At 60.6% G+C, this 20384-nt stretch carries 25 protein-coding genes and 3 pseudogenes; 14 read left to right on the top strand and 14 right to left on the bottom strand.

The window, feature by feature from the left end:
• Positions 1-436 precede the first annotated feature (436 nt).
• Both WBR57_RS19200 and WBR57_RS19195 read left to right on the top strand, forming a co-directional pair.
• A complete protein-coding gene (locus WBR57_RS19200) occupies positions 437-871 on the top strand; it encodes a GNAT family N-acetyltransferase (RefSeq protein ID WP_424085614.1) in 435 nt (144 codons plus the stop codon).
• Between the two features lie 12 nt (positions 872-883).
• Positions 884-1351 (top strand): GNAT family N-acetyltransferase, encoded by a 468-nt coding sequence (locus WBR57_RS19195; protein ID WP_424085612.1) that lies wholly within the window; start codon positions 884-886, stop codon positions 1349-1351.
• A gap of 149 nt (positions 1352-1500) precedes the next feature.
• Here the strand turns inward: WBR57_RS19195 and WBR57_RS19190 are convergent, their stop codons facing one another.
• The 3 genes from WBR57_RS19190 to WBR57_RS19180 form a co-directional block, all read right to left on the bottom strand.
• A complete protein-coding gene (locus WBR57_RS19190) occupies positions 1501-2862 on the bottom strand; it encodes a CitMHS family transporter (RefSeq protein ID WP_424085610.1) in 1362 nt (453 codons plus the stop codon).
• 77 nt (positions 2863-2939) lie between these two features.
• Positions 2940-3644, bottom strand: a complete 705-nt coding sequence (locus WBR57_RS19185; protein ID WP_397459185.1) for an RraA family protein — start codon at positions 3642-3644, stop codon at positions 2940-2942.
• Complete coding sequence (locus WBR57_RS19180; protein WP_424085608.1) at positions 3641-4534, bottom strand: DUF1932 domain-containing protein; 894 nt, start codon at positions 4532-4534, stop codon at positions 3641-3643. The genes WBR57_RS19185 and WBR57_RS19180 overlap by 4 nt, the downstream gene beginning before the upstream one ends.
• 180 nt (positions 4535-4714) lie before the next feature.
• Between WBR57_RS19180 and WBR57_RS19175 the strand changes: the two genes are divergently transcribed.
• Together WBR57_RS19175 and WBR57_RS19170 are read left to right on the top strand one after the other, a co-directional pair.
• A complete protein-coding gene (locus WBR57_RS19175; protein WP_424085606.1) occupies positions 4715-6637 on the top strand; it encodes a sigma 54-interacting transcriptional regulator in 1923 nt (640 codons plus the stop codon).
• Between the two features lie 500 nt (positions 6638-7137).
• A complete protein-coding gene (locus WBR57_RS19170) occupies positions 7138-7467 on the top strand; it encodes a DHCW motif cupin fold protein (RefSeq protein ID WP_424085604.1) in 330 nt (109 codons plus the stop codon).
• 75 nt (positions 7468-7542) lie between these two features.
• Here WBR57_RS19170 and WBR57_RS19165 read toward each other — a convergent pair whose 3' ends face one another.
• Both WBR57_RS19165 and WBR57_RS19160 read right to left on the bottom strand, forming a co-directional pair.
• A complete protein-coding gene (locus WBR57_RS19165; protein ID WP_424085602.1) occupies positions 7543-8010 on the bottom strand; it encodes a copper chaperone PCu(A)C in 468 nt (155 codons plus the stop codon).
• A complete protein-coding gene (locus WBR57_RS19160) occupies positions 8010-8615 on the bottom strand; it encodes an SCO family protein (protein ID WP_424085600.1) in 606 nt (201 codons plus the stop codon). Before WBR57_RS19160 ends, WBR57_RS19165 begins: the two co-directional genes overlap by 1 nt.
• 180 nt (positions 8616-8795) lie before the next feature.
• Between WBR57_RS19160 and WBR57_RS19155 the strand changes: the two genes are divergently transcribed.
• A complete protein-coding gene (locus WBR57_RS19155) occupies positions 8796-9179 on the top strand; it encodes a DUF2946 domain-containing protein (protein ID WP_424085598.1) in 384 nt (127 codons plus the stop codon).
• Between the two features lie 63 nt (positions 9180-9242).
• Positions 9243-9800 carry a putative natural product biosynthesis protein gene (locus WBR57_RS19150; RefSeq protein WP_424085596.1) on the top strand — a complete coding sequence of 186 codons (558 nt, stop codon included), beginning with the start codon at positions 9243-9245 and terminating at the stop codon, positions 9798-9800.
• Positions 9801-9815: 15 nt separating this feature from the next.
• Here the strand turns inward: WBR57_RS19150 and WBR57_RS19145 are convergent, their stop codons facing one another.
• The 4 genes and pseudogenes from WBR57_RS19145 to WBR57_RS19130 all read right to left on the bottom strand — a co-directional run bounded on the left by WBR57_RS19145 (position 9816) and on the right by WBR57_RS19130 (position 11666).
• On the bottom strand, positions 9816-10091 hold the full coding sequence (locus WBR57_RS19145) for a hypothetical protein (protein ID WP_424085594.1): 276 nt from the start codon (positions 10089-10091) through the stop codon (positions 9816-9818).
• Positions 10092-10159: 68 nt separating this feature from the next.
• Positions 10160-10273, bottom strand: a pseudogene (locus WBR57_RS19140) (general stress protein); the annotation flags it as partial.
• Positions 10274-10440: 167 nt separating this feature from the next.
• A complete protein-coding gene (locus tag WBR57_RS19135) occupies positions 10441-10917 on the bottom strand; it encodes a hemerythrin domain-containing protein (RefSeq protein ID WP_424085592.1) in 477 nt (158 codons plus the stop codon).
• Between the two features lie 191 nt (positions 10918-11108).
• Positions 11109-11666, bottom strand: coding sequence for an ATP-dependent Clp protease proteolytic subunit (locus tag WBR57_RS19130; RefSeq protein ID WP_424085590.1), 558 nt, complete (start codon positions 11664-11666; stop codon positions 11109-11111).
• 160 nt (positions 11667-11826) lie between these two features.
• On the opposite strand from WBR57_RS19130, the gene WBR57_RS19125 reads away from it, so the two are divergent.
• The gene (locus tag WBR57_RS19125; RefSeq protein WP_424085588.1) at positions 11827-12033 is read left to right on the top strand and encodes a PLDc N-terminal domain-containing protein; all 207 of its coding nucleotides are present in this window, start codon (positions 11827-11829) and stop codon (positions 12031-12033) included.
• Between the two features lie 60 nt (positions 12034-12093).
• Here the strand turns inward: WBR57_RS19125 and WBR57_RS19120 are convergent, their stop codons facing one another.
• Together WBR57_RS19120 and WBR57_RS19115 are read right to left on the bottom strand one after the other, a co-directional pair.
• A complete protein-coding gene (locus WBR57_RS19120; protein ID WP_424085586.1) occupies positions 12094-12654 on the bottom strand; it encodes a type 1 glutamine amidotransferase domain-containing protein in 561 nt (186 codons plus the stop codon).
• Positions 12655-12683: 29 nt separating this feature from the next.
• A complete protein-coding gene (locus WBR57_RS19115; protein ID WP_122540225.1) occupies positions 12684-13187 on the bottom strand; it encodes a DUF4142 domain-containing protein in 504 nt (167 codons plus the stop codon).
• 187 nt (positions 13188-13374) lie between these two features.
• Between WBR57_RS19115 and WBR57_RS19110 the strand changes: the two genes are divergently transcribed.
• The 3 genes from WBR57_RS19110 to WBR57_RS19100 are packed head-to-tail and all read left to right on the top strand — an operon-like array spanning position 13375 to position 14767.
• Positions 13375-13599 (top strand): hypothetical protein, encoded by a 225-nt coding sequence (locus WBR57_RS19110; RefSeq protein WP_424085584.1) that lies wholly within the window; start codon positions 13375-13377, stop codon positions 13597-13599.
• Between the two features lie 2 nt (positions 13600-13601).
• Positions 13602-14033 carry a DNA methylase gene (locus WBR57_RS19105; RefSeq protein ID WP_424085582.1) on the top strand — a complete coding sequence of 144 codons (432 nt, stop codon included), beginning with the start codon at positions 13602-13604 and terminating at the stop codon, positions 14031-14033.
• On the top strand, positions 14030-14767 hold the full coding sequence (locus WBR57_RS19100; protein WP_424085581.1) for a DUF72 domain-containing protein: 738 nt from the start codon (positions 14030-14032) through the stop codon (positions 14765-14767). The genes WBR57_RS19105 and WBR57_RS19100 overlap by 4 nt, the downstream gene beginning before the upstream one ends.
• Here WBR57_RS19100 and WBR57_RS19095 read toward each other — a convergent pair.
• On the bottom strand, positions 14732-15517 hold the full coding sequence (locus WBR57_RS19095) for a DeoR/GlpR family DNA-binding transcription regulator (RefSeq protein WP_424085579.1): 786 nt from the start codon (positions 15515-15517) through the stop codon (positions 14732-14734). The genes WBR57_RS19100 and WBR57_RS19095 overlap by 36 nt on opposite strands.
• Positions 15518-15638: 121 nt before the next feature.
• On the opposite strand from WBR57_RS19095, the gene WBR57_RS19090 reads away from it, so the two are divergent.
• The gene (locus WBR57_RS19090) at positions 15639-16799 is read left to right on the top strand and encodes an alpha-hydroxy acid oxidase (RefSeq protein WP_424085577.1); all 1161 of its coding nucleotides are present in this window, start codon (positions 15639-15641) and stop codon (positions 16797-16799) included.
• 191 nt (positions 16800-16990) lie between these two features.
• Here WBR57_RS19090 and WBR57_RS19085 read toward each other — a convergent pair whose 3' ends face one another.
• Positions 16991-17929, bottom strand: coding sequence for an alpha/beta hydrolase (locus tag WBR57_RS19085; RefSeq protein ID WP_424085575.1), 939 nt, complete (start codon positions 17927-17929; stop codon positions 16991-16993).
• Positions 17930-18118: 189 nt separating this feature from the next.
• On the opposite strand from WBR57_RS19085, the gene WBR57_RS19080 reads away from it, so the two are divergent.
• Entirely contained in the window at positions 18119-18706 is a 588-nt protein-coding gene (locus tag WBR57_RS19080; RefSeq protein WP_424085616.1) for an NUDIX domain-containing protein, read from the top strand.
• Between the two features lie 79 nt (positions 18707-18785).
• Here the strand turns inward: WBR57_RS19080 and WBR57_RS19075 are convergent.
• A pseudogene (locus WBR57_RS19075) lies at positions 18786-19127 on the bottom strand (IS110 family transposase); the annotation flags it as partial.
• 545 nt (positions 19128-19672) lie between these two features.
• Between WBR57_RS19075 and lexA the strand changes: the two are divergent.
• Both lexA and WBR57_RS19065 read left to right on the top strand, forming a co-directional pair.
• The gene (lexA, locus tag WBR57_RS19070; protein ID WP_424085573.1) at positions 19673-20290 is read left to right on the top strand and encodes a transcriptional repressor LexA; all 618 of its coding nucleotides are present in this window, start codon (positions 19673-19675) and stop codon (positions 20288-20290) included.
• Positions 20290-20384 (top strand): annotated as a pseudogene (locus WBR57_RS19065) (translesion DNA synthesis-associated protein ImuA); the annotation flags it as partial. The gene lexA and the pseudogene WBR57_RS19065, both read left to right, overlap by 1 nt.

Here is a 20384-nt window from a genome sequence, read left to right as displayed (position 1 = left end):
CAGCAAACTGCTCGAGCAGCTCTTTCGGGATTTTTGGTAGTTCACGCAGCGGTGGTTTCTTTTTGGTTGGCATACATGCACCTCTTGCTCATGGTATGCCCGAACACAAAATTTCTGACACCCCCGGCGTAAGTTATCTTCTATCAGCAGCGAAGCCCCTGCCATCAAACTCTACCGCCAACGTCCCCCCTCCATCCGCCTTTTACAAGCGTTACCCCGGCTCGCCAACCCAAATAAGACTGCGAAGTAACCACCAATCCCACCCAATCGCGTACGCCAGCGATGAAGTCGCTGGAGGCGAACACGACCGCGACGGCACAGTTGCCACTCGGGAATGGTCTTAACCAAACAGCGTTCCGCTAGGAAGCAAGCACTGCCCTGTGGTACCTCACAAAAATATGCCAATCTGCCCGGCCCACCCCACCAGGCCAAACCCATGCCCACCCTCCGCACCATGACCCCAGCCGACTACGAGGCCGTCCTCGCCCTGATGCAAAACACCCCCGGCATCTCCCTGCGCGACGCCGACTCCCGCGAGGCCACCGAGCGCTACCTGGTGCGCAACCCCGGGCTGAGTTTTGTCGCTGAAACCGAAGGCCGGTTGATCGCCTGCGTGATGTGCGGCCATGATGGGCGGCGCGGTTACTTGCAACACTTGCTGGTGCTGCCGGCCTATCGTCGTCAGGGCATTGCGCAGGCGTTGGTCGAACGTTGCCTGGCTGGGTTGGAGCAACTGGGCATCCACAAATGCCATCTCGACGTGTTCAAGACCAACACCAGCGCCGCCCGGTATTGGCAAGGCCAGGGCTGGACGCTACGAACGGATATCGACCGTTATTCATTCACCCGAACGGGCAATGAAAACGCATGAAAGGAAAACCTTATGCTCGAGATCAAACGGGCCACGCTGCACGACGCCGACAGCGCTTTTGCCATCCGCCGCGAAGCCATTCGCAGCCAATGCATCGGCGCCTACACGGCTGAGCAAATGGCACTCTGGACCCGTGGCAGTGCGCGCGATGGCTACGACACGCTGATGGAAAAACGCTTTTACCTGGGCTGGGTGGGCGGTGAACCGGTCGCCACCGGCATGCTCGACCTCGACAACAGTGAAGTGGGCGCGCTGTTCGTGTTGCCGGACTACACCGGGCGCGGGTATGGCCAGGCGATGCTGGATCATCTTGAAAATGTGGCGCGGGAGTTGGCGATTGAAGAGGTGGTGCTGGACTCGACGTTGAATGCGGCGAGTTTTTATCGCGTGTGCGGATACGTGGGAGATGAACAAGCGATTTACCGCTCGCCGTCGGGGTTGGTGCTGGCGTGTATTCCGATGACGAAACGAATTGAATAAATACGGATGAAAAATGTGGGACTGCTTGCGAAAGCGTTGGGTCAGTCATTGAATCAGGCGACTGAACCGCCGCTTTCGCGAGCAAGCCCGCTCCCACATTTGAAGCGGTTTCTGCCGCTGTGGCCGGAGGGGCCGTTAGGCCGTTGGTTTCAGCCGATTGGCAATTCCCCCGTCACAATCGCTGTAATCAAAAAGATGAAAAACATCGGGATCGACCACTTGAAGAATTCCTTCTGGTACTCGCCAAACGTCATCTGCGTACGGTTCATCAGCAAAAACAACCACGCCACCGTCGGGCTGGCGTACCGCAGCGCCTGGCCCATGAATGACGCCACGCCGATTTCGGTGGGGCTGATGCCGAATTTGTAGGCAATGGGCGCCACCACCGGCAGGATGCCGAAGTAGTAGGCGTCCACCGGCAGGGCGTAGCAGGCGAGGGCGCCGAGGAAGGCGAAGATCAGCGCGGTGTGGCTGCCCATCGAGTCCGGGATCAGGCTGGCCATGTGTTCGGCCACGGCGCCGGCCATGCCGCTGCCGTTGAAGATGCCGAGGAAGCAGCCGGCGGCGAGGATGATCGAAGCCACGGCCACGGCGTCGCCACCGTTGGCGGTGATGCGTTCGCGTTGTTCCACGGCGTTGTAGTTGACCGTCAGCGCAATCGCGGTGCCGAGCATGAACACCACTGCGCCACTGGCCCAGCCGGCGATCAGGATGACCAGCATGCCCAGGGTCAGGGCCAGGTTGAACAGGAACAGTCTGGGACGTTTGAGTGCCTTGTCGTGGTCCTTGATCACATTGACCATCTGCACGATCTGCTCAGGCGTGACGATGCCGTTTTCACCCTGCACAAAACCCAGGCGCTTGCGCTCCTTGATGCCCATCAAGTACGCCATGAAAAACACGTACAAAAACGACACGCCGAGGATCGGCAGGATCGCCACGAACAGCGTATTCACCTCCACGTTCAGCACCGCCGCCGCGCGCGCCAACGGCCCGCCCCACGGCAGGCAGTTGCCCAGGCCGCAGGGCAGGATAATCAGCATGGCCAGGTTGGACAGCTTCATGCCCATCTGTTTGTACAGCGGCAGGAACGCCGTGGTGATGATCAGGATGGTGGTGGTGCCGTCGCCGTCCAGGGTGACCACGGCGGAGGTGAACGCGGTGACCAGGATGATCTTCAGCGGGTCGCCATTGGCCTTGCGAATCAGGAAGGTGCACAGCGGGTCGAACAATCCCACGTTCATCATCAGGCTGAAATACAGCACGGCGAACAGGATCATCACCGTGGGGTTGACCGTGCCGAGGGAGACCTTGCCGGCCTCGTTCTGCGAGTAGAACAGGCCCTCGCGGACCCAGGTCATAATGGTGCCCATCGGCACGCCGTTGACCAGGCACACCAGCACCCCCACGGCCAGCGACACCACGATCAGGCCGGTGAACGGCGAAAGTTTTTGCTTGATGACCAGTAACAGAAACGCCGTGATCAACACATAGCCCAGAACTGTCAGCATCTGAACGTCTCCACAATTTTATTTTTATAGTGAGCGCAGCAGGTGGGGCGTCGGGCGCCCCGGTACAGCCTTGAGCGTTACTGGCCTTCCAGCAGTTGGGTGACCCAGGCCGGGGCCAGCGCCGGTAATGGCAGGCCGCTGTCTCGGCAGCGAGTGTATGCGTCGATCACCTCGCGGCGCTGGTTTTCATAGGCGCTTTTTTTCTCCGAGGCTTCGAGCACTTCCAGCAGGCGCGCGCGCGGCACCACGGTGACGCCGTCGTAGTCGCCGAACACCAGGTCGCCGGCCGCCACCTCGACACCGGCGCAGGTCACGGTGGCGTTGATCTTGCCGGGGCCTTGCTTGCCAGGGCTGCGTTGCATGAAGCCCTTGGCGTAGATCGGGATGTCCAGCTGCGCCAACGGCACTTTGTCGCGCACGCAGCCGTCGATCACCATGCCGCAGAGGCCCACGGCCTGGGCGGCGCCGGCCATCAGGTCGCCGATGTAGGCGCGGCCCGGGTAGGCTTTGCCGGCGACCACCAGCACATAACCTGGCTGGCCTTGGTAAACGGCGACGTGGATCGGGAAGTTGTCGCCGTCTTCGGTGTCGACGGTGTAGGCGGTGCCGAGCATCACCTTGCTTTCGTCCAGTGGCATCAGGTCGGCGTCCATGCAGCCGTTGCGCGGGATGCCGAGGCTTTGCATGCCGTCGCAGAGTTGCGCCGGGCTGAGCTTGCGAAAGCGCTCCAACAGCTCGGCGGGGATCAGGTCGGGCAGGGGCAGGTAATGTTCAGTGTTCATGGCAGGTCTCGCGTGTGGGCAGTCAGGGTGTGGGCAGTCAGGTGCGCAATTGCAGTGCGGAAATCCATGTCGCTGCCACCGGGGCCGAGCAGGCCGGCCCAGTCGGTGGCCGCCAGGTGTTCAAGCTGGGCGTGGGTGGCGCGGGTCATGGCGGGGTCAACGCCGACGGCTTCGAGGGTGGCGATGGCGTCGTCCATTTCCGCGCTGCGGCGCTTGGCGTGGATCATCGTGCGTGCGGTGAAGGTGTTGGCGAGTTGCTCAACGGTCTTGCCGTTCAGCGAATCGCCAAGGGACGCGACCAGGGTGTCCAGCACGCCGAATTTTTCCCCGGCCTGGAAGGCTTCCAGCAGCAACTGCGGCAGGCCCTTCATCACCACACTCTTGAGCATCTTGATCGCCGAGGCGCCGCCGGCGTCGGCGTCGAGTACGCTCAGCTGCATGCCGCGTGGCGTGAAGGCGTCGGCAAACGCAACGGCACCGCTGCCGGCCAGCAGCATCGGCACGCGATGGTTATTGCCGGGCACGGTGCCCATCACCGCGCAATCGCAGAAGCCCACGCCAGCGGCACGCGGCAGTCTGTCGATGGCCTGTTTGACGGTGGGCGCGGCGGAGTTCATGTCGACATAGGTTTGCCCGTCCACCAGCCAGGGCAAGATCTGTTGCGCGATACCCAGAGCGCTGCTGGCGCTGGTCAGGCACACCACAAAACGCGCACCCCGGCAGGCGTCTGCCAGGGAGTCGAAGAGGGTCACGTGCTGTTGTGCGGCGCGTTGCTGCACCAAGGGGCTGACGTTGGCGTCGAAGGCGCCGATCTGCAGGTCGCCGCTGGTGCGCAGGCCCTGGCTGAGGTGGTAGGCGGCTTCGCCATACCCGATGAAGACGATATCCATCCTGTGTTTCCTTCATTGTCTTTGTTATTGATGAAGGAAGAGCAAGGGCTGTGCCATTTAAAAATAACCAGATAAAACAAAGAGATGGGATCAGCTCGTGTTGCGCAAGCATGGCAAGGGCTTTCAAATCATTTCACCCTGAAATAGTCTGCAATCCGGCTCACGCTTCGAGGCACTCTCATGCAAGGCACCATCGCCGTCATTTCCCCTTCCAGTACCCTGACCTCGGTGATGCGCGGCATCCTCGCGCAACGTGGTTTATCCCTGGTGGTGGTCGAAGCCGCGCAGCACGACGCCACGCTCAAGGCGCGGCAACTGATCGACAGCGGTGTCAGCGTGATCATCAGCCGTGGCCGCACCGCCAGCGTGTTGCGTGAGCACTTGCGCGTGCCCATCGTCGAGGTCAAGCACACGTTTTTCGACTGCATCAACGCCTATCGCAAGGCGCAGCAGGTCTCGGACAAGGTTGCTTTTCTGGCCACCTCCGAGGGCTACGCGACCATCCTCGAGAAAGCCCGGCCGTTCATGCCGCAAGTGTCGATCTGCCTGATCGACCCGCTGGGCAGCAACCAGGCCACCGAAGCGCAGTTGGATCGCCTGCAGGCCGAGGGCATCGATGTGGCGATTGGCGGCCTGTCGTCGCGCGAGGCCGTGATGGCGCGCGGCATGCGCTACATCATGTCCGAGGCCGACCCGGACGCGGCCGACGAGGCGATCGATGAAGCGTTGCACTTGCTGCAGGTCGAGGAGGAGCGCCGGCTCAAGCGCATGGAGCTGCAAAGCCGCTACGAGATGATCCAGTCGATCCTCAACTGCGTGTCCGAAGGCATCTTCAGCGTCGACAGCCAACGCACCATCACCAACATGAACAGCGTGGCCACCGCCTGCCTGGGCGGGCTGGCCTGCGGCGACAGCATCGACGGCCTGCTGGCCGAAGATTATTTCAGCCAGGTGCTCGGCAGCGGCCGCCCGGTGCGCGGTGCGCTGATTACCCTGGGGCGGCTGTCGCTGAGCCTGAGCATCGCGCCGATCACCCTGGACAGCCAGGTCATCGGCGCCGTCGCCACCCTGCAGAACCAGACCGAAATCACCGCCATCGAACGCAAGATGCGCCGCCAGTTGGCGCGTCAGCACCTGGCGGAAAAAACTTTCGATGACATCATCGGCAGCAGCCCCGCGCTGGCCAAGGCCAAGCGCCTGGCCCTGACCTATGCGGCGGTAGACAGCACGGTGATGATCGAGGGTGAAACCGGCACCGGCAAAGAGCTGTTCGCCCAGAGCATCCACAATGCGTCGCGCCGCAAGCAGGGCCCGTTTGTGGCGATCAACTGCGCGGCGTTTGCGCCGGGCGTGCTGGAGAGCGAGCTGTTTGGCTACGTCAAAGGCGCCTTCACCGGTGCGCTCAACGAGGGCAAGGCGGGGGTGTTCGAGCTGGCGCACACCGGCACGATTTTCCTTGATGAAATCAACGAAACCTCCACCGATATCCAGGTCAAGCTGCTGCGCACGTTGCAGGAGCGCAAGGTGGTGCGCATCGGCGATGACAAGGTCACGCCGGTCGATATCCGCATCATCACCGCCAGCAACAAGAGCCTCGAGCAGCGCGTGGCCCAGGGCCTGTTTCGCGAGGATTTCTTCTACCGCATCTGCGTGCTCAAGCTGCACCTGCCGGCCCTGCGTGAACGCCGCGCCGACATCCCCGAACTGGTCCGCCACCTGCTGCGCAGCCTGCCCATGGCCACCCCCGAGCCGGATGAGGCGCTGCTCACGCGCCTGAGCGGTTATGCCTGGCCGGGCAATATCCGGCAGTTGGGCAATATCGTCGAACGCCTGGCCGTCATGAGCCAGGGCCGCCCGTTTGCCCAGCCGTGGCTGGAGGATGTGCTGGAAGACCTATCCAGAGGTGTGGCGACGGTGCAAGAGGGTGCGCCGATCAAGACCGAACTGGCGGTACTGCACGAAGTCCTCGCCAGCGTGCGCGGCAACCGCGAAGAGGCGGCCCGGCGTTTGCAGATCAGCACCACGACCTTGTGGCGGCGGATGAAAAAGTACCTGGAAGACGACCCGGAGTGTTTTGACAGCGCGCGGTATTCGAGCACTTGAGGTGATCCCCTGTGGGAGCTGTCGAGCCCCGGCGAGGCTGCGAAGGGGCCGGCACTGCTGACATTTTCATCGCCTGACCCGACGCTTTCGCAGACTCGCTGAAGCTCGACAGCTCCCACATTTGTTCGCTGTGCAGGCGGATATTTGCGTTGGCCTGTATCCCATAAAAGCGGGCGATCTTTGGTCCTTCAGGCAGCTTTCGGCCGTACCTGGACGAAGACTCGGGGGCTTTGACAGCGCGCGGTATTCGAGGACTTGAGGTGATCCCCTGTGGGAGCTGTCGAGCCCCGGCGAGGCTGCGAAGAGGCCGGCACTGCTGACATTTTCATCGCCTGACCCGACGCTTTCGCAGCCTCGCTGAAGCTCGACAGCTCCCACATTTGTTCGCTGTATAGGCGGATATTTGCGCTGACCTGTATCCCACAAAAGTGGGCGATCTGTGTCTATCGCGCGCCGCGTCGGGTGGATAGCCTCAAGCTTTTCTTATGAGCGAGCGTGCTATGGAACTCACCGCTGTGCCCTTTGGCACCACCGACTGGTCAACCGTCGACCCCGTCGTTCACCCAGGCATCATCGGCGAGGCTATATGGCGCACCTGCCACTTCGGCACCACCCGCGTGCGCATGGTCGAATACACGCCCGGCTACCTGGCCGATCACTGGTGCTGGCGCGGGCATGTGCTGCTGTGCCTGGAAGGCGAACTGCACACCGAGCTGGAAGACGGCCGCCAGTTCATGCTGACGGCGGGGATGAGTTATCAGGTGGGCAATGACATGGAAGGGCATCGTTCCTCCACCCCGCGGGGGGCGAAGCTGTTTATTGTGGATTAATCGGTGGGGGTTAATCCGTTACCGCAGCAACGGATATGCACTCAACCTACCCAGAAAACCACCCGCCTGGCGGCTTCAATGCATCTTGCTGTGGTCCATCCCATCAATACCGCGTGCCGCCGCCTTCACTTCAATCGCTTGTTTCTCACCCTTGGCATTTTCCACGGTGAGAGTCAGCGGCACCTGGTCGCCTTCCTTGATCTGCCCGGTCAGCCCCATCAGCATCACGTGATAACCGTTCGGGTCGAGCTTGACCGCTTTGCCTGCGGGCAAGGCCACCGAATCCACCGGGCCCATGCGCATTACGTCGTCTTTCATGCTCATTTCATGGATCTGCACGTCCTTGGCCACCGGCGAGGCCACGCTGAGCAACTTGCTGTCGCTGTCGGCGGTCACGGTCATGAACGCGCCGCTCGACGGCTGGCCCGGCACGGAAGCGCGTACCCACGCGTCGGTGACCACTACCTGGGCATTGGCGTGCGCCGCGAGGCCCAGCAGGGACAGGCCGATCAGGGCGCGCTTGAGGTGTTGAACAGCAGTCATTAGCAGACCTCCATGACGGTGAGCAGGTCTTCTGCGCACTCTTTAGCGGTAAGGGATGCCTGTAGGCCCAGGCGCAGGTTGCCACGGGTGTCGAACACGAAACTGGTGGCGGTATGGGACAGGGTATACGTGTCACCGGCGGGGATTTTTTCATAAAAAATCCCGAATTCCTTGGCGGCTACGGCGATTTCTTCCGGGGTGCCGTACAGCGCTTCGAAGCTGGGGTCGAAGGCCTTGACGTATTTGTCGAGGATCTCCGGCGTGTCGCGCTCCGGGTCCAGGGTGATAAAGATCACTTGCATGATCTCGCCGTCGCGGCCCATCAGCTTCTTGGCCTGGGCGGCGCGGGCGAGGGTGGTCGGGCACACGGCCGGGCACTGGGTGAAGCCGAAGAACACCACCGGCATCAGGCCACGGTACGAACTCAAGGTGACGTATTCACCCTCGGTGTTCTTGAGCTTGAAGCTGCGGCCCATGATCTTGTCGCTCAAGTCCTTGCCGTACTTGAAGTTCAATTTCGGGCTGTTGTCACAACCGGCCAGCAGGCCCAGACCCAACAGGCCCATGCCGGTCAGGACCTTGCGGCGGGTGAATAACGTACTCATCAACTGTGCATCCTGTGAAACGCCTGCAGTGCGCGGGTGCTGACCGGCAGGCTTTGAATAGGAATAACGAGGAGGGCGCCCAGTCTACCAACCCTGGGGAGTGCGCGTAATCTGCGACGTTCTGCCACAGGGGCGCGCGGCGCTTCATTCTGGTGCGGCTTCGATGGTAGAGTCGCCGCCATGAAATTGCGCCAACCTGACCGTTCGCTGATCGCCTGGGCCCTGTACTTTTGCGTGCTGATGAACCTGTTTGCCTGCGGTTTAGGGCATGGTCAGATGACCGGGCAGCAATTGAATGGCATCGGCGGCGAGTTCTGTTCGGTGGACGGTAGCCAGGCGCCGCTTTCCGACAAAGGGTTAGGCAGCCCGTCTTCCAGCAACATCTCGAACTACTTTGCCTGCCCAGTGTGCAACGCCGTCAGCGTTGCGCTGGTGTTCCTGATCGGCCTTACCTGGCTGTTGGGCCTTGGTCGAACCCCGCGCCCGGCCCATGAACGGCGCAACAAGGCGCCGCCGCGTTATTCCTGGCCGTCGGCCAACCCCCGCGCTTCCCCCGCTTACTGACGTGTGCCCTGGGTCGCCTGTGATCAGGCGGCATTCTATCGTCACGACTGTGAGTGCGTTGCCATGAACCACCTGTTGCCTGCAGGCGCCAGCCGCCTGGTCAGCAAGGCGTCCCGCCGCCTGCGCGCGGAACCGGCCTTAGCCGATTACCCGAGCAATTCCCGTTGCTTTGTGCACCTGGATGCACGCCTGTTGTCGTACTGGCACACCCTGTTCGATATCTGCCCGGCACTGCTTAAACTCGACCCGCCCGAGGGCCTGAACCTGTTTCGCAGTTTTATGACCTGGGCCTATCGCAACCAGCCACCGCAGGACTGGACCTACCACCTGAACCTGTGTCGCTGGCTATTGGGCTCGCGCTACAGCACGCACATTGACGATGAGCCAATCGAAGCGTTTATGGCCGCAGCGGCCGCACGGTGGGTTATCTCGGACCAGAGCCAGGCCCAGGGTGTGGTACTGGCTTGGCAAGGTTCGAGAGTGTTTGATTGGAAGGGCCCGGCATTGCCTGCCGCCGAGCATCAAGCGTTGCCTGAGCCCGCCGGCGACTTTGCCTGGAGCGCGTTAGGCGCGCGGGGTGAGTTCAGCGGTGGGTGGCGGTGCCGTGAGGCTTTTTGCTGACCCACCGATAAACCGTCAACTGCCGGTACGGGGCTTCTGCTTGCTGTCTTTATGATCCGCAGGCTTTGGCGTTTTGGTCGGTTGTTTGTCGGTATCCGTCTGTTTCTTGTCGCTGTCCGACGGGCTGCTGGGGTAGGTGCCAGGCGGCAGGGCAGAGCCGGCGGCGCTGTTGTCGCTCAATGAATTCGGTGGCGGGGCGGTGTCATCGCCGAAGGCAGCGAAGGCAGGGTTTGCCAGCAGGGCTGACAGGCCGACAATAAGCAAAACTCTCTGGGAAATTCTGGTCTTCATGACGCAATCCCCTTGCTGTTCTGATCAAGGCTGAAGCCCGGAAACCCCGGGCTTCAGTAAAGCTTTAATCAAGACTTCTTGCTGCTGCCGGCGGAGCTATGCGCCCCGCCTTTTTTGCCGGCTTCAGAGGCCTTTTCGCGATCGTTGGCAAAGTTGCCGCCGGAGCCTTGACCGCCGCTTTTCTTTTGCATATCAGGTTTGGCTTTACCGCCTGCGCCTGTGGTGGTTTTTCCGCTGGTAGCCATTTTCATATCCCTCATCAATGAGTGAATCAATGGTGTCGCCTAATTGGGAATGCGCAATCGAAAGCAAAGTTTGAAAAAGTTCGTGCTCAGGCGACGAATGGACGTCAGGCCGCGAGCGGCTTGGCGCCCAGGGATTTTTTATGCGCGGCCTTCATCGCTTCCATTTCGGCGCCGAGTTCTTCCAGCACGGCCTTGCCCAGCAGCTTCCTGGCCTGGGGGAACATCTCGGTTTCCTCTTCTTCGATATGGTGCTCCAGCAGCTCCTTGACTACCTTGACCCGCCCGGAAAACTCGGTGGTCGATGGCTCGGTCTGCTTCAGGTCAGGCAGCACCAGCGCGTCGACAGTGCGGTGCTCTTCCTTGGCTTCGTGGTACATGATGTCCTGTTTCTTGCCGCCGGCTTTGCGGAAGGCCGGGTACAGAATCTCTTCTTCAAGCTTGGTGTGCAGGCTGATTTCCATCTCGAGTTTGGCCAGTAGTTCGGTGCGTTTTTTCACGCCGCGTTCGGTGGACTCGCTCAGTTGGGTCAAAAGTGCCTTGACGCGTTCGTGGTCGGCTTTGAGAAGGTCGATAGCATTCATGGTGAAACCTCACGGATATTGAGTCGGGCGCGTCTGAAGTGCGCGCCGCGTCCGGTAGGTATTGCATCAGTTGTACCAACTTGAATGGATAAAAATATCCTTTTTTAATCAACAAGTTATGTGAGTCATTCGGCATTTGGTATCGTGCACCTTGCATGGTCGGGCAATCAGCCCGTTGCATTACGCCGCCCTCAGCCCCCGCTGACTTTCCAATGCTTGATGTCTTCGGCGAACACCACCTGCTTGACTTCGTGCGCGATGCCATAGGCCAGCGATTCATGCGCTGCGATGACTTTCTCTTCAGCCGACAAACATTTGAAGATATCCAGTTGGGTTTCGGCCTGAGTAGTCTCCAGCTCATAGATTTTCACGTAGCGCGCCAGGTCGTTATCCAGGCTTGAGAGGTACTCGCGCAGGCGCTGGTGGTCCACCGAGCTCTGGCTGAAATACCAGTTCATCGGGTGGATCAGAAAGCGTGAGTGCGGCGTGGTGATGCGACGGTTCGCGGCCAGGAACATGATGATGCCCATGGATTCGATGTTGCCCGCGTTGATCGCGCACAACGGCACCGGCAGCGCTTTGAGAAAGGTGTACAGGGTGAAACCGAAGTTGGTGCTGCCGCCGGTGGTCGACAGGTTCAGCAGCAGGGAGCTTGCGCCTTCGTCGATCGCATCCAGGCAGCAGTCGCGAAAGCGTTCGGTGGTGCCCTGGTCGATCTGGCAATGAAAATGGATAACGTGCTCGGTCATCCTGAGCCTCCAAAATGCAATACAAGAGGGGTGGCGTAAGTTGAGTCTAGAAGGTTGTCCGGGATGTGCTGTAAGCATTGGGCGAGAGCCCGCGCTGAAAATTCAATGGAACCCTCGGCGCGGATGCTTGACCTAATGCATAGACCTCAGGAGGTGGATCATGCAAATAGAATATATCTGGATCGCATTGGCGGTGGTTTTGCTGCTGCTGGAGCTGTGGGCGATCAACGTCGTGTTGCGCAGCACTGGTGGCTGGGAGACCAAGGGGCTGTGGGTGGTTGTGCTGATTTTCGTGCCGCTGCTGGGCTTGATTGCGTGGGCGATGTTCGGGCCTAAACGCGAGATGGCTGAGCAACATAAGCACTGACGCTCAGAGGTAAAAAAAACAGGCGCCGTTGGGCGCCTGTTTGCGTTTCAGGCCAGCCGTTTAGCCGGCAACAGCCTTGGCAATGGCCTCGCTGAACGCGGGCAAGTCATCTGGCGTGCGCGAGGTGATCAAAGTCCAGCCATTGGCTTGGCATTGCTTGACCTCGGCGTCGACCCAACCGGCGGCGCCGGCGTTTTCCAGGTCGATGCGCACGCTTTTGAAGGAGGTCAGGGTTTTGCCCTTGATCACGCCTGCATCGATCAGTGCCCATGGCCCGTGGCAGATCGCTGCCACGGTTTTGCCGGCCTTGACGAAGTCGTTGATCAGGCGCAGCGCGTCAGGATCCTGACGCAGGGTGTCGGCGTTGACGGTGCCGCCTGGGATGACCAGCGCGTCGAAGTCACTGCTCACCACGTCCGACAGTTGCACGTCAGACTCCACGGTCTGGTCCTTTTCGGTGTCGCCGACAAAGGTCTGGGTAGTGCCGCCTTTGCTGGAGCCGTGGGTCACCGACGCGCCATAGCCGCGCAGTGCTTCGAGTGGCTTGATCAGCTCATCGCGCTCGATGCCGGTGTTGGACGTGATGATCAGGATTTTCTTGCCGTTGAGTTGCGCACTCATGATCGAGTTTCTCCTAAGTCAGAAATGGATTAATGGTCGTGTTTGGCTTGCAGCTCCTTGGCCATTTTCAAGTGGGCTTCAAGGGTGGGCAGGGTCTTGGTGGCGAAGGCTTTCAGCTCGGCGTTGTCCGAGGAAGCGGCTTCTTTCTGGAACAGCTCGACGGTCTTTTCATGGGCTGCCACCTGGTTGTTGGCGTAGGCCTTGTCGAACGATTCATCGCGCAGTTCGAGGATGGCTTTCTTGGCCTTGTCGGTCAGGGCCGCATCGTCTGGCACTTCGATATCGAGTTTTTTCGCCAGGGCTACCAGTTCCTGGTTGGCCTTGGTGTGGTCGGTGACCATGTGTTGGGCGAACGTCTTCACGTCGGCCGAGCTGCTTTTTTCAAGCGCAAGTTTGCCGGCTTCCACTTCGGTGATGCCGCCTTGGGCAGCGTCCTCGACGAAGCTGTTGGAGGTGGCGGCCATGGCCGTGGAAATCGAGCCGGCAGCCAGTACCAGAGTCAGGCCCATTTGTTTCATCAGTAAAGTTGTCATGGTGGTTCTCCTTGAACGTGGCGGGATGCCGTTACCTGACTGTTGAGCCAAGTCCTGCGCAAAAGGTTTAAATTTTTTCAGGCTTAATTTCTCAACGGCAAATTCCTTGAACTATCGAAATCGCGCGGCCTCTGCTGAATACGTGCTCGCGCATTTTTGCGGGCCTTCAACTGCCAGGAGATAGACCGTGACCGATCACAAGACTGCCGATAAAACCCCAGACCCGATTAGCTCCGAACAGGCGCAAAAGGGCACCCACAGAGCCGCCAAGGGCGAAACCCTGGAGCGCCCGAACCCCAACACTGAAACCGTCGACAAGGTGATCACGCCGACCTCGATCAAAGAGACCGAGCGCCAGACCGACGCCATCAACGAGCAGGCCGCCAAGGTCGAGCGCAAGCTGGGCCACTGAGCATGGCCAGGGCGATTTCCGCATCGGAGTTGGGCATTGAACTCAAGCCCGAGGATGACGCCAGCCTGTTCAAATGGTTTGTCGCCAGCTTCCTGATGGGCAAGCGCATCCAGGCGCCGATTGCGGCTCAGGCCTACAAAGTGATCGTCGAAGAGCAGGGCCGGGACACGCCGCGCAAGCTGCAGCATTGCACCTCGCGTGAACTGGTCTCGATGCTGGGGCGTGCGCATTATGTGCGTTACGACGAAAGCACCGCACAACGCCTGCTGGACCTCAGCGCCAAGCTCAACGCCGAATATGCCGGCAAGATCAGCCATATGCGCAGTGCCAGCGAAGACCGCCAGGCTTTTGAAAAACGCTTGGCGGAATTCGACGGTGTAGGGCCCAAGACCATCGAGATTTTCATGCGCGATGCCGCAGCGGTGCTGTTTTGACGGCACCCCTGTATGTGGGCTGCGCCGGCTGGAGTTTGCCGCGCGAACACGGGCCGGCGTTTGTCGGCGAAGGCACGCATTTGCAGCGCTATGCAGCGCGGTTCAATGCGGTGGAAATCAACAGTTCGTTTTACCGGCCACACCTGCCCAAGACGTATGAGCGCTGGGGGCAGTGTGTGCCGTCAACCTTTCGTTTTTCGGTCAAGGTGCCCAAGCAGATCAGCCATGAACTGCGCTTGCAGCACTGCGAAACCGCGCTGGATGAGTTTCTCGAACAATGCCAGCATTTGGGTGAAAACCTGGGCTGCCTGTTGTTGCAACTGCCGCCATCGCTGGCGTATGAACCGGTGGTTGCCGCGACGTTTTTTCGCGCCTTGCGCCAGCGTTATCTCGGCGCAATCGTGCTGGAACCGCGTCACCCCAGTTGGCTGCACGCAGAAGGTTTGCTGCAGGATTTGCACATAGGCCGTGTGGCTGCCGACCCGCCGGTTATCGACGGCGGCGACGTACCAAGCGGTTGGCAGGGCCTGCGTTATTGGCGCTTGCATGGCACGCCGCGTATCTATCACAGCGCGTACGGGCCCGAGCGGGTGCAGGCGTATGCACAGGTGCTGAGCGAGTCTGTGCAGGAGGGCATTCCCACCTGGTGCATCTTCGATAACACCGCCAGCGGCCATGCGGTGACTGATGCCCTGTACCTACTCGACCTCCACGCGCATCACGTCCAGCCCTAACTGCTTATACGCCTCGACACTCGGCACATGCCACTCGGTGATCAGCGTGTGAATACGGTTGCAGGGCGCCACCACAAAGGGTTCCACCGCGCCGAGTTTGTCGGCCGTGGTCACCGCGACCACATGGGACGCGCTGTCGAGCAAGGCCTGCTTGACCGCCACTTCGTCGAAATGCAACGAGCTGATGCCTACTTGCGGGTGCAGCGCGCAGACCCCGGTAAACAGCAGGTCGGCCTTGATGCCCTGGATCAGGCGCACGGCCTCATGCCCGCTGGTGGACAAGGTGGCGGGGTTGAGCTGGCCACCGGCGAGAATGACTTTTACATCGGCATGATCCGCCAGGGCGATGGCAATCATCGGTGACGGCGTGACCACCGTAAGGCGGATCGAACGCGGCAATGACTGGGCGATCTGCAAGGTGGTGGAGCCGGAATCGAACAGCACGATCTGGCCGTCTTCCACCAGGTCAGCCGCCAGTTGCGCAAGCCGGCGCTTGGCGTCGTTTGTTTCGCCGACACGGGTGAAGAAGTCCTTGCCGGTGTCTTTCGGCCGGGGCAGGGCGCCGCCGTGCACGCGCTGCAGCAGGCCGGCGGCGGCGAGTTCGCCGAGGTCGCGGCGGATGGTGTCCGGGGACACGGCAAAGTGTTCCACCAGTTCTGCGGCAGTGACTCTGCCGTCGCGCTCCAGTAGCAACAGGATCTTTTGTTTGCGCAGCGAAGGCAGGTCGATGGCTTGGTGGTTGTTATGCATGTTTGTGCGCTTTATTGCGGGTTTATGCGAGATTAGTCGTGCGCCGATATAAACGCAATGGCTGGTTGCGCGCGCGATCGGCGGTTACTCTCAGGGCTCAGTTCAGGGAGAGGTGACCGAGATGTCGTTGATTACAACCATCGAAGATTTACGCAAGCTGGCGCAAAAACGTGTCCCACGGATGTTTTACGACTACGCCGATTCCGGCTCCTGGACTGAGAGCACCTACCGCGCAAATGAAAGCGATTTTGCGCGAATCAAATTCCGCCAGCGGGTGGCGCGCAATATCGATGAACGCTCGATCCGCGCCAGCATGATTGGCCAGGACATGACCATGCCGGTGGCCCTGGCGCCGACGGGCCTGGCCGGTATGCAGCACGCCGATGGCGAGATCCTCACCGCCCGCGCCGCCGCCGCATTTGGCCTGCGCTACACCTTGTCGACCATGAGCATTTGTTCGCTGGAAGACATTGCCGAACACGTCGGCCAGCCGTTCTGGTTCCAGCTGTACGTGATGCGTGATCGCGGGTTTATCGAGCAATTGATCGAGCGCGCCAAGGCCGCTGGGGTGGATGCGTTGGTGCTGACCCTGGACCTGCAGATCCTCGGGCAACGGCATAAAGACCTGATCAACGGCCTGTCGGCGCCGCCCAAACTCACCGTACCGAATATCCTCAACATGATGACCAAGCCGCGTTGGGTGATGGGCATGCTCGGTACCAAGCGGCACGGCTTCGGCAATATTGTCGGGCATGTGAAGGGCGTGGCGGACATGAGTTCGTTGTCGTCCTGGACGGCCCAGCAATTCGACCCGCGCCTGAGCTGGGACGATGTGGAGTGGATCAAGAAGTGTTGGGGCGGCAAGCTGATCATCAAGGGCATCCTCGATGTGGAAGACGCGCGCCTGGCGGCCGATTCCGGCGCCGATGCGTTGGTGGTGAGTAACCACGGTGGCCGTCAGCTGGACGGCGCGCCGTCGAGCATCAGCCAATTGCCTGCGATTGTGGCGGCGGTGGGCGAGCGCATCGAGGTGTGGCTGGATGGCGGCATTCGCTCCGGCCAGGATGTACTCAAGGCGATGGCGTTGGGTGCAAAAGGCACCCTGATCGGCCGCCCGCATTTGTACGGTTTGGGCGCGATGGGCGAGGCCGGCGTGACCAAGGCACTCGAGATCATCGCCCGGGAGCTGGATGTGTCGATGGCGCTGTGCGGCTATAACGATATACGCAATGTGAATCGCGAGATTTTGTTACCCGGTACATTTCCCGAAAGCGTTTTTTGAGAAAAAAAACGTAAAAAAATAAAAAGAGTTGTCCACGAAAACCGTGGGTATCTCTGTGGATAACTTTGCCAGGGCCCGGCAGGGTTGGCGATTTAAGCGGCGGTTAATATTTGATCAAATTCTGGCGAGGCCCAGTATGGGCAGGGTTTGCGCTTGACAGGCAAGCGCGAACCCAGTGCCGAAAAGCATTTTTATGAGTCGCCTTTGCGGTCTGTGGAGTGCTTGACTATTTGTGCCGGCGTCGGTGCTGGCATCTTCGCCTGCATCAGGCTGTCGAGTGCCTGGCGATAGCTGCGACCGGCCAGGCTCATGCTGTTGTTATGGCTGGCACCGGGTACCAGCAGCAGCCGCTTGGGCTCCTGGGCGGCTTCGAACAGTTGCTCGCTGAAACGCGGCGGCACATAGCGGTCGTCCAGCCCATGCACCACCAGCAACGGCATATGGATGTCGGCGATCTTGTCGATGGAGTCGAACTTCTGCGACAGCAACCAGCGTACCGGCAACGAAGTGTTGGCCACCGCCGTGGCCACATCCGCCAGGGAGGTAAAGGTGGATTCGATCACCAGCCCGCGCACCGGCAGCGGCGTTTGCTTGCCCAACTCCATCGCCAGGTCGATGGCCACCGCGCCGCCAAGGGAATGCCCGTAGATCAGGCGTTTGCTCGGGTCGGGTTGCAGCACCTGGAAGCGTTCCCAGGCGATGCGCGCGTCTTCGTAGACGCTGGTTTCCGACGGCAGATCGCCCAGGCTCTGGCCGAAACCGCGATAGTCGATGGCCAATACCGAATAGCCCAATGCGTGCAATTGCTCAATGCGAAACAGCTGCCCGGTGAGGTTCCAGCGCACGCCGTGCAGGTAGAGGATCGCGGGCGCGTCCTGTTTGTCCGCCGGGTACCACCAGCCATGAATATTCTGCCCCGACTTGAAGCTGGCGGGCTTGAGTTCGAATTCCTGTACTGCCTTGGGCAAGCCGCTGTACCAGCTGGCGGTGCCGGGTTCTATGCGAAATACCAGCTCGCGTTCTTTGTGTTGCAGCACGGCGCAACCCACCGGCAGGCCGACGATCAACAGGGCCATGCACAGCATGGGAAACCAGCGCAGGCTCAGGCGAGACAGAAAACGAGAAGACATGAAGGTTCCTGGGCAAAGGTGAAGCTGGGTTTTTACCAGATGGCTTGGGCGGGCAGGAATTAATTCGACAGCCGTCTACGGGGATTGCTTGCAAAGTGTTACGGCGCGGGTTGGGTGCTCGCTATCGCTGCCTTGACGCTGGTGGCGTCGGCGCGACATGCTCGGGCTCTTTTAAGCACAGGCCTGCCCATGGACAACAGCCCCGTTTGTATTACCGCTGAAGAGACCCTCTCGGATAACTGGTATCTGCTGAAAAAATACAGCTTCGACCTGCGCCGCCGCGATGGCAGCTGGCAAGCCCAGACCCGTGAGGTGTATGACCGGGGCAATGGCGCGACCATTCTGTTGTACAGCCGTGAGCAGCGTACGGTGTTGCTGATTCGGCAGTTCCGTATGCCGACGTTCGTCAATGATTACCACGGGTATTTGATCGAGGCGGCGGCTGGGCTGCTGGACAATGCCAGCCCTGAAGAGCGTATCCGGCTCGAGGCGGAGGAAGAGACTGGCTATCGTGTGGGGGCTGTGGAGAAAGTGTTTGCGGCGTTTATGAGCCCGGGGTCGGTGACTGAGCGGATTCACTTTTTCATTGGTGAATATCAGGCGGGGGATCGGGTTGGCGATGGGGGTGGTTTGGAGGCGGAGGGGGAGGATATCGAGGTGCTGGAGTTGGGGTTTGAGCAGGCGCTGGGGATGGTGCAGAGTGGGGAGATTGTGGATGGGAAGACGATAATGTTGTTGCAGCATTTGGAGTTGAGGATGTTGAAAGAGGGGTGGTGAGGTGGTGGGGTAGTGGGGTAGTGGGGTGGGGTGTGCCCCCAACACTCGGCACCTCGCCTGCGGCTCGGTGTGCCCTCACCTTGAGCGGTACGGCTGAGATTTTGCAATCACGGCCGGCGCGCAAGATCGCCAATGCATCGTTGCGGTCATTTTTCGGGCCGCTGCGATGAGTGGCAACCAGCTGGGCTGGCAGGATGCGGACTGGATTACCCTGCGTTTGCAGCAATCGCGCCCACGCCTGAGCACCTGGCCCGGTTTCCACCAACACCGCCACGCTCGCAGGAAGCTGATGAAGAAAGGCCTGGAAAGCCTCGCGTGACTTGATTCGATCCTCGAATATCACCTGACCGAGGGCATCCTCCCCGGCCAGTTGAAAGACTCTTTTGGCAAGATCCACCGCAAGGGTGGTGCATGCCTTCAAATCGGCTGACAAAGACTGGTTGATCGTCCTATTCTTTTTCATGGTCTCGCCCTCGCTGTCGTTGGCTTCTATAAGAATGCCACCGTGGCGCACAGACGCCTCGGCTTAGGCGAGTCCATCCAATTACACGTATCTGCCTTTGATCCAACCACTCAGGTCGGCTTTCAGGCCGCCGTGCTGTTGATCTTGATCTTGATGTTGATCTTAGGCGCCCCGTTAACCACGCTGGCCGAAAACAGGTAGTCCGGAGCGGGTAAACCGGCAGGACGCCGGTTTAGCCGCGACGGGGCCGGGACGGCCCGTCGCGGCGGCCCGCGCAGTAATGCCTGTTTTCGGGCACACCGAAGCGTGAGCGAGGTGCCGAGTGGTGGGGCAAGAGCGCTTTGGTTACTTTGCCGCTTTTGCAAAGTGACTCGCCGTAAGGGCGAAACCATACGCAGCCGTTACCGCAGCAACGGATATGTACTCGTAACCAACCCAGCCAACCCAGCCAACCCAACCCCCCGACTACCGGCTATTGTCAGAAATTTCCCACAGGAGTACAAATGTACTCCATGACAACCCTGACCCCCCGCCGTAGCCAAATCCTGACCTTCATCCGCGACCGTATCGCGCAACAAGGCCAACCCCCCAGCCTCGCCGAGATCGCCGAGGCGTTCGGCTTCGCCTCCCGCAGCGTCGCGCGCAAACACGTGGTGGCCCTGACCGAAGCCGGCTTCATCGAAGTCAACCCCAACCAGGCCCGTGGCATCCGCCTGCTCAACCAGCCGGCACGCACGGAATGGCTGGACATCCCCGTGCTCGGCCGTGTCGCCGCAGGCTTGCCCATCGGCGCCGATGCCGACGTGCACAGCCGCCTGCAACTCGACCCCGCCACCTTCGCCAAAACCCCGGATTACCTGCTGCGGGTGCAGGGCGATTCAATGATCGAAGACGGCATCCTCGACGGTGACCTGGTAGGCGTACGCCGCAGTGCCGAGGCAATTAACGGGCAAATCGTGGTGGCACGCCTGGACGGCGAAGTCACCATCAAACGCTTCGAACGTCACAGCGACCACGTGCGCCTGTTGCCTCGCAACCCTGCGTATCAACCCATCGTGGTAGGTCCCGACCAGGACCTGGCCATCGAAGGGGTGTTCTGCGGCCTGGTGAGGCAAGGGTGATGGGCGCCGTCGTTGCGCTGGACTCGCTGTTCAATGGCGGCCGCGTGTGGAAAGGCCGGCCTGCGGCGCCCCCGGCCAGCGTGCACCCCACGGG

This window comes from Pseudomonas sp., assembly GCF_049590575.1.
Lineage (GTDB): Bacteria > Pseudomonadota > Gammaproteobacteria > Pseudomonadales > Pseudomonadaceae > Aquipseudomonas.
This window is presented reverse-complemented; position numbering and strand designations above follow the sequence as displayed.

Bases quoted from the DNA above. Each gene is read 5' to 3' on its own strand.
- WBR57_RS19090 (WP_424085577.1), top strand. From the start codon at position 15,639: ATGTCGTTGATTACAACCATCGAAGATTTACGCAAGCTGGCGCAAAAA.
- WBR57_RS19150 (WP_424085596.1), top strand. From the start codon at position 9,243: ATGAACCACCTGTTGCCTGCAGGCGCCAGCCGCCTGGTCAGCAAGGCG.
- WBR57_RS19165 (WP_424085602.1), bottom strand. From the start codon at position 8,010: ATGACTGCTGTTCAACACCTCAAGCGCGCCCTGATCGGCCTGTCCCTG.
- WBR57_RS19170 (WP_424085604.1), top strand. From the start codon at position 7,138: ATGGAACTCACCGCTGTGCCCTTTGGCACCACCGACTGGTCAACCGTC.
- WBR57_RS19120 (WP_424085586.1), bottom strand. From the start codon at position 12,654: ATGAGTGCGCAACTCAACGGCAAGAAAATCCTGATCATCACGTCCAAC.
- WBR57_RS19115 (WP_122540225.1), bottom strand. From the start codon at position 13,187: ATGACAACTTTACTGATGAAACAAATGGGCCTGACTCTGGTACTGGCT.
- WBR57_RS19135 (WP_424085592.1), bottom strand. From the start codon at position 10,917: ATGAATGCTATCGACCTTCTCAAAGCCGACCACGAACGCGTCAAGGCA.
- WBR57_RS19085 (WP_424085575.1), bottom strand. From the start codon at position 17,929: ATGTCTTCTCGTTTTCTGTCTCGCCTGAGCCTGCGCTGGTTTCCCATG.
- WBR57_RS19185 (WP_397459185.1), bottom strand. From the start codon at position 3,644: ATGAACACTGAACATTACCTGCCCCTGCCCGACCTGATCCCCGCCGAG.
- WBR57_RS19095 (WP_424085579.1), bottom strand. From the start codon at position 15,517: ATGCATAACAACCACCAAGCCATCGACCTGCCTTCGCTGCGCAAACAA.
- WBR57_RS19180 (WP_424085608.1), bottom strand. From the start codon at position 4,534: ATGGATATCGTCTTCATCGGGTATGGCGAAGCCGCCTACCACCTCAGC.
- lexA (WP_424085573.1), top strand. From the start codon at position 19,673: ATGTACTCCATGACAACCCTGACCCCCCGCCGTAGCCAAATCCTGACC.
- WBR57_RS19130 (WP_424085590.1), bottom strand. From the start codon at position 11,666: ATGACCGAGCACGTTATCCATTTTCATTGCCAGATCGACCAGGGCACC.
- WBR57_RS19175 (WP_424085606.1), top strand. From the start codon at position 4,715: ATGCAAGGCACCATCGCCGTCATTTCCCCTTCCAGTACCCTGACCTCG.
- WBR57_RS19190 (WP_424085610.1), bottom strand. From the start codon at position 2,862: ATGCTGACAGTTCTGGGCTATGTGTTGATCACGGCGTTTCTGTTACTG.
- WBR57_RS19145 (WP_424085594.1), bottom strand. From the start codon at position 10,091: ATGAAGACCAGAATTTCCCAGAGAGTTTTGCTTATTGTCGGCCTGTCA.
- WBR57_RS19195 (WP_424085612.1), top strand. From the start codon at position 884: ATGCTCGAGATCAAACGGGCCACGCTGCACGACGCCGACAGCGCTTTT.
- WBR57_RS19105 (WP_424085582.1), top strand. From the start codon at position 13,602: ATGGCCAGGGCGATTTCCGCATCGGAGTTGGGCATTGAACTCAAGCCC.
- WBR57_RS19160 (WP_424085600.1), bottom strand. From the start codon at position 8,615: ATGAGTACGTTATTCACCCGCCGCAAGGTCCTGACCGGCATGGGCCTG.
- WBR57_RS19125 (WP_424085588.1), top strand. From the start codon at position 11,827: ATGCAAATAGAATATATCTGGATCGCATTGGCGGTGGTTTTGCTGCTG.
- WBR57_RS19200 (WP_424085614.1), top strand. From the start codon at position 437: ATGCCCACCCTCCGCACCATGACCCCAGCCGACTACGAGGCCGTCCTC.
- WBR57_RS19080 (WP_424085616.1), top strand. From the start codon at position 18,119: ATGGACAACAGCCCCGTTTGTATTACCGCTGAAGAGACCCTCTCGGAT.
- WBR57_RS19155 (WP_424085598.1), top strand. From the start codon at position 8,796: ATGAAATTGCGCCAACCTGACCGTTCGCTGATCGCCTGGGCCCTGTAC.